The sequence below is a fragment of the Puia sp. genome (assembly GCF_035546395.1).
In the GTDB taxonomy this organism is placed as follows: Bacteria; Bacteroidota; Bacteroidia; order Chitinophagales; family Chitinophagaceae; genus Puia.
The window spans coordinates 728357-740474 of sequence record NZ_DASZXR010000016.1; the positions used below are offsets into that span (position 1 = coordinate 728357).

Below are 12118 nucleotides of genomic sequence, written 5' to 3' on the forward strand. Positions count from 1 at the left end.
GCGCAGGCAGTGGGACCCGGGAGACGCCGATGTTTAGAGGAATTGGGTCACCGGGGAGACTAATGAGGGAAGATTGACCACGAGGCGAGGCCAATCAAGGAAGCTTGGCGACCAGGCTTTCCGGGAGCATTTTGAGGATCCGGTAGATGATCTTCCACTTCCAGCCGGGGACGATGGTGAATCGGTTCCCAGCGTGGACGATGTGGCGGGCGATGAAAGCGGGTTTCATGAGGAGGTTCTTTGGGAGGTCGAGATGAGCGGTGAGCTTGCTGTCGATATAGCCGGCGATGATGGCGTTGACGATGATATGGCGGGGGGCGAGATATTGGCGAAGGCCGGCGAGGTAGGTGGTGAAGGCGGCCTTTGTGCTGCCATAGACGAAATTGCTTTTGCGGCCGCGGACGCCGGAGAGGGAGGAGAGGCCGATGATGCGTTCGAGGTTGGGGTTGCCGCGGTCGGTGGCGATTAGGTTGAGGATGGAGAGCGCGCCGGCGTAGAGGACGTTGATCATTTGATAAGTGCCGTCCCAACTGAGGAGGGCTTCTTCGTTGGTGACCTGGAAGCCGGCGGCGTAGAGGACGATGTGGGGTTTTGCGGGGAGGGCGGCGTAGAAGGCGGCGTGATCCTTGAACGCCGTGGCGTCGAAGTAGCGGGTGATGACTTTTTCCTGCGGGAGGTGATGGGTTTGGACGTATGCGTCTATCTCTTTGAGACTGCGGGAGGCGGCGATGACCTGGTGGCCCTGTTGGACGTAAAGCCTTAGGGCCTCTTTTGCGGTGTCGCTGTTGGCGCCGAGGATGAGGACGGTTTTCATTTTTCTTAGGGTTTCGTATAGATGACGATCCCGTCGGGACCGGCGGTGATGGCCTTATGGGCCATATTATAGAAGAGCGAGTGCTCCAGAACGCCGGGCAGGACGCTGACGCGATCGTTGAGGACGCCGGGTTCGGGGAAGCTTTCAAACCAGTTGTCGATGAGGAAATTCCCGCGTTCGGTGATGACTGCGCCGTCCTTCTTGTCGCTGAGGCGTAGCTCGGACCTTATTGGGTTGAAGTATTCTTTCAGGCGGGCGGAGACATAGGCGAGGGCTTCGGGGATGACTTCGACTACGAGGGGGTAGGTGTTGGTGAGGCGATCGACTCTTTTGGTGGCGTCGCCGACGAGGACGAATTGCTTTGCCATCGCGGCGAGGACCTTCTCAGCAGCATGAACACCGCCGCCGCTTTTGAGGGCGGTGAGCCGCCAGTCGAATTGGTCGCACCCGTCGAAATAGTGGTCGAGCTGCGCCAGCCAGCCGGATTCTTTGACGTTGAAGCCTTCTTTGAGAAGGGTTTGTCTTGTGGCAAAGGAAGAGCTGGCTACGGTAAGGGACCCGGCGAGGCCGGGGGTGGATCGTATGGCGTTGATGAGATGCGTCATGGTCGAGCCGGCGCCGAGGCCGATGGTGGCATTGGGCTGGACGAGTTTGGCGGCCTCTATCGCGGCTTGCTGTTTATAATCGGACATAGTTTATTTTGAGACAAAATAAATGCCTGTTTCATCGGCTGAAAGTAGGCAAAAATACGGAGTCCTCGGTGGCCAATTCTTTCAATATTGCAGGATAAAGCCCCTTGTCGACGAGCTTTCCCTTTTCATCAATACAGCGGAAGAGCCGGCCATCCTGGAAATAGTAACGCGTGGTCCTGATCATGCCGATATCATAGTTCGGTATAGTGAAAGGCTTCGTGTATTGGATCTCGCGATAGATCGCAAAGCGCATTTTTCCGTCGGTGAAATAGTAGTCAGACCTGGCATTGCCGATCGAGCCGAAAAGTTGTGACGCGGCTTTCCGAAGGCGGTTCCCCTCATAATAGAGGGTATCATCCCCACCTTCGGAGGATACCCCTTCAAGGTCATTGGCGACCATCCGGTATTTGGCAGCGTTTGCGCGTATCTGTTGGACTTCTGCTTTTATTTTGCGGATCGCGGGATCGCTGGAGTCGGCGCCGGGGACGTATACCTCATCTGCGAATTTGTCGGGGTCCACGCGATAGTGGACCTTGTCGATCCGGCAAGTGTCGCCGCTGCATTGAAGGGTAAAGACGAGGTATTTGTCGAAGATGACCGTAGGAAGGGACACCGTGACATTGGGGTTGACCGAGTCGGCGAGGAACTCGCCGGTTTGACTGGAAGAAAGGACCAGATCGAAGTCGAATCCTGTGGGCGAGTGATTGTTCTCCTTTTTTGCGTTGAAGAAGGAATCGCATTGGCGGAAGTAGGCTTCTTTTTCGGCGAGGAATTGCCCGGTGAAGTACCCGGACGAGCGAAGTGCGTTGAGATAGCTCTTTGTTTGGGCCAGATCCAGGGTATTCCAGCCTGAGTCGTCCGATTCAGGGATATTCACGAGATGGAAATGATCGAGCGAGTCATATTTCTCCGCGTACCAGCGGAGGAAATGGGTGACGAAGGAGGCCGCGCGGGCGCTGTCCGAGAGGGGCGGTGGGGCGGTTTTAGCTTTTTGGGTGTTGCTGCTACAGGCGGCGAAGAGGACTGTGGCGAGCGCAAGGATGTAGGGGTTTACCGGTCGCATAGGCCGATAAAATAAGCCAAATTTGCGATGAATCAAAGAGCGGGTGGAACGGGGCGTTTGAAGCCGATAGTTTCCCGGTCTTTCGGAAGGGGCTGAAAGGAATTTTTTGTTGGGGGGTCGGCGAGCGTGATGAGATCGTCGGTGTCGCCGAGGATCTCGTCGATGAGGCCGTATTGGCGGGCTTCTTCGGCGTTCATGAACCGGTCGCGCCGGAACATTTCTTCTATTTCTTCGCGGGTGTGGCCGGAGAATTTTCCGATCAGGTGGAATATCTGGTTTTGCAGCCGTTCCTGCTCCTTGTAGGCGATGCGTACGTCTTCGGTGTACCCTTTGGCGCCGCCGCCGGTTGGATGCATGTGGATCGTGGCGTGGGGCAGGGCATATCGCTGGCCATGCGTTCCGGCGGTCAGCAGCACCGTGGCCATGCTGCCGCAAAAGCCCATCGCCACGGTAGCCACGGGAGACTTTACTTTCCGCATGGTGTCGTAGATGGCGAAACCACCGTAGACGATACCGCCGGGACTGTTGAGATAGAGCATGATCGGATTGTGGTTCTCGCTGTCGAGATAGAGCAGCTGTGCGACGACGAGATTGGCGACATTCTCCTCGATGGCGGTACCAAGGTAAACGATGCGTTCTTTCAGGAGGAGACTGTAGATGTCGAATGCACCTCTTGTCGCGTTGTCGATGACAGTAGGGATGATCATAATCAGGCAAAAATGGTTTTCAATTGGCGGGCGAAGGATGGCTCGGCTTGTAATTGGCGATAGATGGTTTCAAGGCGGCGCCGCTCTTGCTTCCGGGCAAAAAGCCGGATGAGCCGGTGGGCGATGCGCTGGGCCTCCACCCTTTCGGCGAGTGGTCCATTGCAAAGGATCCGGGTCTCGAAGGCCTGTGCCTCGGCTGCGGGGAGCTGCCGGAGCAGGTATTGGTCGATCAGCTGGATCTCGTTCAATTCGCTGCGCATAATTCTGTTTTTATTTCTGCCCGGACCTTCTCCAGGCATTTGTATTTCTGTACGGTGGCGCTCCGGCGGCCGTTGAAACCGAATTTTTTGGCGATGTCCTGCATGGAAATATTGTCGTAGTAGAAGGCTTTCAGGAGGTCGAGGCATTTTTTTCCCGCGGTCTGTAAAGAACGGAGGAGAGTTTCTTCCCTTTCCTGCCTGTCCGCATCCCCTGGATCGAACGCCTCACCGAAGTCATCGGGGAGTGGCAGGTTGGGGCCCGCTGCCCGCGACCTCAGCCAGCAGACCCTGGCGATGCCCAGGAGGTAGGCCTTTGGCGAGGAATAGAGATGAAGGGTTCCCGCCGATTCCTTTTCCATATAAATCAGCATAGCATCGTGGAAGCAGTCTTTTGCTTCTTCGAGGGACCCGCCTGCGCGGCGGACGAGCCGGGCGAAGTCGGGAAAGGAGTCCCTATAAAGGGCGGTGAGGCGGTGATCGTTGTGGACGGCCATACGAACTTGTTTACTTACCAGGAAGTGTCTAAAAAGGTAGGAAGATCACCGGTGGGGCCCAAAAATTTTTTTGGGGCGGCCGCCGGGCGGCGCGGTGAAAAGAGGAACTAAGCGCACGTATTTCATTTGCTTAGAATTTCTTCGGGGAGAGCAGTAATGGGTTGGATGCGGATTTGCTTATAGAAGACCTCGGCGCCTTCGGATTGCAGCTGGATCTTGCCTTTTGTCAGGGGCGTCGACTGACCATTATCCACCTGAGCGCAATGATAGAGGATCATGACGGTCTTCCCGTTGACAACATGGACGGCGGTGTCTCCATGACAATAGAGGTCAAGGGTGTTCCACTGTCCGGCGGCATTCTCATTGTCGCCGGCCTTGATGCAGTGGCGGCCGATGCGGGTATCGGCGCGGAAGGTATAGAGTGCGCCCTCCCGGTTGTAAACATAGTCGGTGTCCTTTTTTACGGCTGGGATGTCGGCCGTGGCACCGGCACAGCCCCAGTAATCGCCGGTGTTGGTCTCTTCCACCTGGAATTCCTGGCTACGCATCCAGGCGCCGCCGTCGGCGCCATAGGGACCGACGGAATGATAGAGCAGACCGCTGTCCTTCTTCTTTCCTTTTTTGGAGCCCCAGGTGAAGGCGCCCCATTTGAAGAGCAGCTGGAGGTGATAGTCCCCATATTCTTTTTTGGTGGAGATGCCACCGGTGATCTCGCCGGAGACGCGGATGCATTTTTGGTTGTCTTCGGACGTGACGGTGAACACTTGTTGAGAGGCGGGGTTCAGGCCGACGCCTTTGAGATAGATATCCCAGCCATTCAGGTTCTTTCCGTTAAAGAGGGAGCTCCAGCTGTCGCGGGAGGCCGCGGTTGGAGTTGAATAGGGAGAAGCGGTCGGCTGTGAGGCAGGCGGCCGGGCAGAAAAAAATGCGATTGGCAGCAGCAGGACCAACGGATAGTGGCGCTTCATAGGTTGAAAGTGTGTGTTAAAGTTTTTAAATTGTTAGGTCGCTGCGACAATCTGCGCTTTCTCGGCTGCGGGTGTTGGCAGCGGTGTGGGCTCGTGGTTGAGCCGGAACCATTCTTTCGAATAGGGCTTGACGAGCGCATTTGCCGCGGCGGGGCCCCAGGTGCCGGATTCGTAGAACTGCAATTGTTTTTTGGGATTCTTTTTCCACGCGTCGAGGATCGGCATGACCACTTTCCAGGCCCATTCTATCTGATCTGCGCGCATGAACTGCGTCGCGTCGCCGTCGAGCACGTCGAGGAGGAGGGCTTCGTAGGCTTCGGGTAGGGATTCGATATAGGCGTCCTTGTACATGAAGTCCATTTCCATCGGGAGGAGCTTCATGTGTAGGCCGGGGACCTTGCCTTCGAAGATGAGGCCGATCTCGAGCTCGGGCTGGATGCTGATGATGAGCTGGTTTGGCGTGATGTCATCCTTGAAGATCTTGTGCGGGGAATCCCGGAACTGGATCATGATGGTAGTGGATTGTTTGGCCATGTTCTTGCCGGTGCGGAGGAAGAAGGGGACGCCTTTCCAGCGGGGGCTGTCGATGAAGAAGCGGGCGGCCACGAAGGTCTCGGTGTTCGAGTCGGGTTTGACCTGTTCTTCTTCGCGATAGGCCTTACGGGGTTGACCGCCGACGGTGCCTGCGGCGTACTGACCGCGGACGACGTTCTTGAACACCTGCTCGCTGTTGTATATCCTAACGTCCTTCAGCACCTTTATCTTGGCGTCGCGGATAGCTTCGGCCTCGTAGGCTTTGGGGCAGTCCATGGCAATGATGCAGAGCAGTTGGAGAAGGTGATTTTGGATCATATCGCGAAGGGCTCCGCTGCTGTCGTAGTAGCCGCCGCGTTTGCCGACGCTGACCTCTTCGGCGACGCTGATCTGGATCTGATCGATGAACTTATTATTCCAGAGGGGTTCGAAGACGTGGTTGGCGAAGCGGAAGGCGAGGATGTTCTGGACCATTTCCTTGCCGAGGTAGTGGTCGATGTGATAGATCTGTTTTTCTTTGAATCGTTTCGCCAGGTAGCGGTTGAGCTTGCGGGCGGAGTCGAGATCGGTGCCGAAGGGTTTTTCGACGACGATGCGGTCGAGAGCGTCGCGGTTGCAGAGTTTTTGCTTGCAGAGGGCGTCGGCGATAACTTCGATGAAGCGGGGGGCTACGGCGAAGTAGAACATGCGGACGCCGCGGATGTTCTCCTGCTTTTCGAATTTCGCGATGTGTGATTTGAGATCGTCATAGGTTTCCTTCTTCATGAAGTCCCCCTGGACATAGGTGATGTGTTTGGCGAATTCGGTCCATTTCTGGGCGTCGGCGCGGCCGGTGCGGCTGAACTCGTTGACGCCGGTGAGGAGCCATTCGTGATAGGAAGCGTTGTCGACGGTGAGGAAGTCGACGCAGAAAATATGGAATTTTGGATTGAGGTGGTGATCGATGTAGAGGTTGTAGAGAGCGGGGATGAGTTTACGCCAGGTCAGGTCGCCTTTTGCCCCGAAGATGGTGATCGATGCGGGGAGAACTTTCTTGTCGGCCATAGAATTGTGCTTGAGTGTGTACAAATATAGCGAAAAAGAAGCCCCCTCAATGTTAATTGAGAGGGCTTGGCCCGAGGGCGGCTTTGCTATTTTACGGTTTGAACGTGTTATTGGCGGGGTCGGTATCGGGGAGGCGTTGATCGGGGTCGATGGTGACCTGGGTGATCTTGCCGGTGGACGGGTAGTGGAATTTCCAGGTACCGCCTTTTTCCCAGATCTCGACGGGGAGCTGTACGCGGTTGGTGGTCCCGTTCTCTTCCTTTACTTCGACGGTAACGGGCATGGGTAGTTTTTCCTTGTTCTCGATGGTGATGGTCGCGCCCTTTGCGGGGTCGCCGCCTACATAGTCGAGGCCGGTGACGGCCTGGTCGATCTTCCAATTGTTGAAGACCCAACCGCGCCAGAACCAATCGAGGGTCTCGCCGGAGGCGTTCTCGATGGCGTGGAAGAAGTCATAAGGGGTGGGGTGTTTGAAGGCCCAGGAGTGGACATAGTATTGGAAGGCATAGTCGAATCTTTCTTTTCCGAGAATCTCTTCGCGGAGCAGTTCGAGGCCGGTGCCGGGTTTGCTATAGGATAGCGTTCCCCATTCGGGCTGGCTGCGTTCCTGGTCGGGGATGGTCAGCATGGGATCGGGGAAATTGAAATAGGGCTGGGCCATGCGGGTGCGGCTCTTGATGGGACGATAGAATTCGCCATGGTTGAAGGCGGAGTCGGCTACCCCATTGATAAAGGTATTGAAGCCTTCGTCCATCCAGGAGTATTTACGTTCGTTGCTGCCGACGATCATGGGGAACCAGTTGTGGCCGAACTCGTGGCTGGTCACGCCCCAGAGACCGCGGCCACGGCTGCGGTAGCTGCAGAAAACGATGCCGGGATATTCCATCCCGCCGACGATGCCGGCGATGTTGGTGGCCGAAGGATAGCTGAAAGGATAGAGATATTTGGAATAGAATTCCAGGGCGCCTTTTACAAATTCCGTGCTGCGGCCCCAGGCGGAGTCGCCGGCGCTTTCTGCGGGGTAGAGGGACTGGGCCAGGGCGGCGGTGGGACGGCCGGCGATGTTCATCCGGGCGCCGTCCCAGACGAAGGCTTTTGACGCGCCCCAGGCTACGTCGCGGGTGTTGGTGCATTTAAAGCGCCAGGTGAGGCGTTTGCCCTGTGGGCGGCTGGCCGGATCGGTGACCTCGCTCAGGCTGCGGATGACGACGGTCTTTTCGCTGTTCTTTGCTTCGTTATAGCGTTTGAGCTGGGTCGGGGTCAGAACTTCGGCGGCGTTGAGGAGTTCGCCGCTGCCGCCGACGAGCATTTCGGAGGGGACGTTGACGTTGTATTCGATGTTGCCGTATTCGAGGTAGAATTCGCCCTGGCCGAGGTAAGGCAGGGTGTTCCATCCGACGACGTTGTCGAATACGCACATCCGTGGGTACCACTGGGCGATGTCATAGACCCAGCCGTTCTTTGTTTCGAGGCGACCACAGCGGTCGGTGCCGTATTGCGGGACGATGAATTTGTAGGCGATCTTTAATTTGAGGGTTGCGCCGGACTTGAGATTTCCCGGGACTTTTACCTGCATTCTTGTATCGGAGACGAGGTAGTCGGCTTTTGTCGCTTTGTTTGCGGATCCTGCGGCGTTTGTGCCGGTGTGGAGGATCTCGACGGACTCGAGGGTATAGCCGCCGTCGAATTGGTCGCGGTTGGCCCAGCGGCCGCCGGAGAGGTCGGTGATGGCCACGCCGCGGGATTTGAGGTTATAGATGTTCTGATCGAGCTGGAGCCAGACGAAGGGCAGGTCGATGGGGCTGTTGTTTTTATAGGTGATGACGACGGTACCGGTGATGCCGTGGGTTTCGGCGTCGAGGCTGGCGTCGATCTTATAGTCGGCGCTGTTTTGCCAATATTTTGGACCGGGGGTACCTGCCGCGGTACGGACGTCGTCGCCGTAGGCCGGGTAGAACAGTGGGGCGAAGGCATCGTGGGGGTCATAGTTGGTTGCCGGGGCGGCAGATTGGGCTTGGCTTGCCTGTTGAGTGAACAACGCAGCGGCCAGGGCCAGGGGACCGAAGACATTTCTCATGGTGATTCTAGTTTGTGTGATTTTATTAGGGCCGGGGGATCGGTTCCCGCGGGTGCCCGCGAAGGTAGGGAACGGGCGCGCTGTGCGGCCGAATTTAAGGATGTGTGGAAAAAAAGAAGGCTGTTTGGGCTTCGGGGCGGATAAATTGGCCGTTGGCGAGGGCGTAATCGCCGAGGAGACCGGCTACATATTCATTTGTGGGCATTTCGTAGACTTCGCGGGGCGGACCTTGCTGGACGATGCGGCTATCCTTTAATACGATGAGCTTTTCGGCCCAGGTGAGGGTATCATAGGGATCGTGTGAGACGAGGATGGTGGTGATGTCGAATTTGGCGGTGACGTTGCGGAGAACTGCTTTTAGGGTGCGTTTGTGGATCATATCCAGGTTGCTGAAGGGTTCGTCCAGCAGTAGGAGGCGGGGCGGGCGGACGAGGAGCCGGGCGAGAGCGATGCGCTGGCGTTCACCGCCGGAGAGCTGGTCGGTGCGGCGGCCCAGGAGGTGATCGATGTGGCAGAGATGATAGAGATTTTGGGCATCTGCGGGTTCGAGGTCGTTGGTGTAGTCGAGGATCTCGGCAACGCGGTAGTTGTGCCAGAGTTCGAAGTGTTGGGAGAGGTAGGCGATGCCGGGTTGGCCGGGGATGAGGCGTTCTTGCGGGAGGAGGACTTTTACATTTTCAAAGTGGATGTGTCCCTTTTTTGGAGCGGCGAGGCCGGCGATGATCTTCAGGAGGGTGCTTTTGCCGGAGCCGGTCTCGCCGGCGATGGCGAGGCGTTGGTTTTTTTGGAGGGTGAATTCGATGTTTTCCAGCGCGACTTCGAGGAATTCCATGGGACAAAAGTAGAAGAATTCGGCTAAACGGGCGACTCGGGGATTGGGGAGGTTTGCTTATCTTGCCGGCTCGTTATGATTACTTCGGTGTCTGAATTGAGGACGGTTGCGGTGACCCGCTATGTCACCCCGCTGCGGGAGGGTGGTTCGCTGCCGGCGATCGCGGAGGCGGATGATGAGTTCCTGTATGTATTGAAATTCCGGGGTGCGGGCCAGGGGGTGAAGTCGCTGGTTGCGGAGCTGATCGGTGGGGAGATCGCGCGGCTATTGGGATTGCGGGTGCCGGAGATCGTGTTTGCGCAGCTGGATGCGGCCTTTGGGCGGAGCGAGCCGGACGAGGAGATCCAGGACCTGCTGAAGGCGAGCGTGGGGCTGAATTTGGGACTGCATTATTTGCAGGGGTCGATTACGTTCGACCCGGTGGTGAACCGGGTGGATGCGCTGCTGGCATCGAAGATAGTCTGGCTGGATTGCCTGCTGACGAATGTGGACCGGACCGTGCGGAATACGAATATGCTGTTTTGGAACAAAGAACTGTGGTTGATCGATCATGGGGCCGCTTTATATTTTCATCATAGTTGGGATGACTCCTATCACGGAGCTTCGGCGCCCTGGGAGGCTGCTGCGGTTCGGCCTTTTGCCCAGGTGAAAGATCATGTGCTGTTGCCTTTTGCGTCGCGACTTGACGAAGTGGATGCAGAGTTTCGGGGTTTGCTGACGCCAGCTTTGATCCGGGGCGTCGTCGAGTTGGTGCCGGACGAATGGTTGACGACGGGAGTTTGGGTGGAATCGCCTGCTGCCGTGCGGCAAGTTTATAGTGATTTTTTGATCCGGAGGGTTGAGAGCTCTTCGGTTTTCTTAGAAAATGCCTTGAATGCCAGAAAAGCAATTGTTTGAGTATGCCGTGATCCGGGTCATGCCGCGGGTGGACCGGGAGGAGTTCCTCAATGTGGGGGTGATCGCGTATTGTCATTTGTCGCGCTGGCTGGGGATACGATATTCGGTCAATGCCGAACGGTTGCGGGCGTTGGATCCTAAGCTGGACCTCGAAGAAGTGATCGCGCACCTGAAAGGTTTTGAGGAGATCGTTGCGGGATCGGAGGCGGGCGGGCCGATCGGGCAGCTGGACAAGGCGTCGCGATTCCGGTGGCTGACGGCGACGCGGAGTACGATCCTGCAGGCGTCGAAGGTGCATCCGGGTTTTTGTGGGACGAATATGGAGGGTGAGTTGGAGCGGCTTTTCGCGGCGATGGTACTTTAATCTATTGTATGAGCGAAATAACCGAGAAGATCCAGGAGTCGGCCGAGAATGCCGACAAGAGCAAGATCAATTCGATGGTGGCGTTGTTTGTGGCGATCACGGCCACTTTTATGGCCATCTGCAATGTGAAAGACGGGAACATCGTACAGGCGATGGACCAGGCGCAGGCACATTCGCTGGACGCGTGGTCCTATTACCAGTCGAAGAGCACCAAACAGGCGACGATCGAAAGTGTGCTGGAACTGGCGCGGCTGCAGCGGGCGCCGGGCGTGGATACCATTGTCCGGCGGTATGAGGCGCAAGTGGCCAGGTATGAGAAAGAGAAAGCGGAGATCAAGAAGCAGGCGGAGGATTTTGCGAAACAATATGACGATCTGAACCTGTTTGACGATCAATTCGATATGACGGAAGCGTTGTTGACGATCTCGATCGCGATGTTGGGGATCGCTTCGCTTACGCAGCGGAAGTGGTTGTTGTGGTTTGCCGCGGGTATGAGCTTGCTGGGGATCGTGCTGGGGTTGGCGGCGTTTATGAAAGTAAGTTTACATTCGGACTTTGTTTCGAAGATACTGGGTTAGGGCTTTACACCGGGGATATCGAAATACGAAGCAGGGACGGTCTTTACCTGAGCGTTGGTCAGGTTGACGACGACGTCGCCTTCTTTTGACCGGACAACGACGCCTTCGCCACCGGTGGCCTTTAATTTTTCAAAGAGGATGGAACCGGCGGGATAATAATCGAACTGCGAGAGCAGGACGACCTCGGACGCGCCGAGTTCCTTTGTGATCCAGAGATCGACCGTGGTATTCTTTATTTTTATCGTGAAATGCTGGCATTTGTAGGGTTCGATCCGCTCTTCTCCTACGAGGGTTACACTGATCTCGTCTTCCTTTGCCTTGTCGTTGCGGTCATTGGTTACCGGTGCGAGGGCTGAAGTAGCGACCTCATGGTGTTTGGCGCCGACACGGGTCGCTTTTTTTGTTTCGAAATCGAATAATATCGGGTCCTGTTCCTTGGCTTCCTTGATATCGGCGATGCCCGCTTTCATGGGGTATATCTTTGCTTCCAGCAGGACCTTTGTTTTGGATTCGTAGATGGTGGTGAGGGTTTTGTTCTTGATGGTGCAGTCATACATCAGGACGCCTTCGAATTGGGCGGATGTGGACAATGCCAGGCTGAGAAATAGTGCCGCTGCGGTTAGCTTTTTCATATTTTATTTTATCCCTATGTCTTTTTATGTTCGCTTTGCGAACCGTTGGGCTCCGCCCGTCCGCTGAGGTACCCGGACCGGGATCCGCCCGTCCGCTAATGTCTTCGAGCGGGTTCCGCCCGGTCGGGGCACGGTCTGGGAAGGCGAAGTTAAGGGGTTTGT

At 56.4% G+C, this 12118-nt stretch carries 14 protein-coding genes; 3 read left to right on the forward strand and 11 right to left on the reverse strand.

Going from position 1 to position 12118, the window contains the following annotated elements; translation table 11 throughout:
* Positions 1-94 precede the first annotated feature (94 nt).
* From VHE34_RS24165 to VHE34_RS24210, 10 genes are all read right to left on the reverse strand, one after another.
* The gene (locus VHE34_RS24165; RefSeq protein WP_325592726.1) at positions 95-814 is read right to left on the reverse strand and encodes an SDR family NAD(P)-dependent oxidoreductase; all 720 of its coding nucleotides are present in this window, start codon (positions 812-814) and stop codon (positions 95-97) included.
* A gap of 5 nt (positions 815-819) precedes the next feature.
* Positions 820-1506 carry a ribose 5-phosphate isomerase A gene (rpiA, locus tag VHE34_RS24170; RefSeq protein WP_325592728.1) on the reverse strand — a complete coding sequence of 229 codons (687 nt, stop codon included), beginning with the start codon at positions 1504-1506 and terminating at the stop codon, positions 820-822.
* A gap of 31 nt (positions 1507-1537) precedes the next feature.
* Positions 1538-2569, reverse strand: coding sequence for a hypothetical protein (locus tag VHE34_RS24175; RefSeq protein WP_325592730.1), 1032 nt, complete (start codon positions 2567-2569; stop codon positions 1538-1540).
* Positions 2570-2601: 32 nt separating this feature from the next.
* Positions 2602-3276, reverse strand: coding sequence for a ClpP family protease (locus VHE34_RS24180; RefSeq protein WP_325592732.1), 675 nt, complete (start codon positions 3274-3276; stop codon positions 2602-2604).
* A 2-nt stretch (positions 3277-3278) separates the two neighbouring features.
* Positions 3279-3536, reverse strand: a complete 258-nt coding sequence (locus VHE34_RS24185; RefSeq protein WP_325592734.1) for a hypothetical protein — start codon at positions 3534-3536, stop codon at positions 3279-3281.
* On the reverse strand, positions 3521-4030 hold the full coding sequence (locus VHE34_RS24190; RefSeq protein WP_325592736.1) for a sigma-70 family RNA polymerase sigma factor: 510 nt from the start codon (positions 4028-4030) through the stop codon (positions 3521-3523). Before VHE34_RS24190 ends, VHE34_RS24185 begins: the two co-directional genes overlap by 16 nt.
* A gap of 122 nt (positions 4031-4152) precedes the next feature.
* A complete protein-coding gene (locus VHE34_RS24195) occupies positions 4153-4998 on the reverse strand; it encodes a DUF1080 domain-containing protein (protein WP_325592738.1) in 846 nt (281 codons plus the stop codon).
* A gap of 33 nt (positions 4999-5031) precedes the next feature.
* Positions 5032-6576, reverse strand: coding sequence for a glucose-6-phosphate dehydrogenase (zwf, locus tag VHE34_RS24200; RefSeq protein WP_325592740.1), 1545 nt, complete (start codon positions 6574-6576; stop codon positions 5032-5034).
* Positions 6577-6667: 91 nt separating this feature from the next.
* Positions 6668-8653, reverse strand: coding sequence for a M1 family metallopeptidase (locus VHE34_RS24205; RefSeq protein ID WP_325592742.1), 1986 nt, complete (start codon positions 8651-8653; stop codon positions 6668-6670).
* Between the two features lie 94 nt (positions 8654-8747).
* The gene (locus VHE34_RS24210) at positions 8748-9485 is read right to left on the reverse strand and encodes an ATP-binding cassette domain-containing protein (protein WP_325592744.1); all 738 of its coding nucleotides are present in this window, start codon (positions 9483-9485) and stop codon (positions 8748-8750) included.
* A 75-nt stretch (positions 9486-9560) separates the two neighbouring features.
* On the opposite strand from VHE34_RS24210, the gene VHE34_RS24215 reads away from it, so the two are divergent.
* From VHE34_RS24215 to VHE34_RS24225, 3 genes are read left to right on the forward strand one after another with little or no spacing between them, the layout of a single operon-like run.
* Positions 9561-10382, forward strand: coding sequence for a HipA family kinase (locus VHE34_RS24215; RefSeq protein WP_325592746.1), 822 nt, complete (start codon positions 9561-9563; stop codon positions 10380-10382).
* Positions 10360-10746: a DUF3037 domain-containing protein gene (locus VHE34_RS24220; protein WP_325592748.1), complete on the forward strand. Its 387-nt coding sequence runs from the start codon at positions 10360-10362 to the stop codon at positions 10744-10746. Before VHE34_RS24215 ends, VHE34_RS24220 begins: the two co-directional genes overlap by 23 nt.
* Before the next feature lie 8 nt (positions 10747-10754).
* Positions 10755-11324: a DUF4337 domain-containing protein gene (locus VHE34_RS24225; protein WP_325592750.1), complete on the forward strand. Its 570-nt coding sequence runs from the start codon at positions 10755-10757 to the stop codon at positions 11322-11324.
* On the opposite strand, the gene VHE34_RS24230 is transcribed toward VHE34_RS24225, so the two are convergent.
* Entirely contained in the window at positions 11321-11956 is a 636-nt protein-coding gene (locus tag VHE34_RS24230; RefSeq protein ID WP_325592752.1) for a DUF4412 domain-containing protein, read from the reverse strand. The genes VHE34_RS24225 and VHE34_RS24230 overlap by 4 nt on opposite strands.
* Positions 11957-12118: the final 162 nt, after the last annotated feature.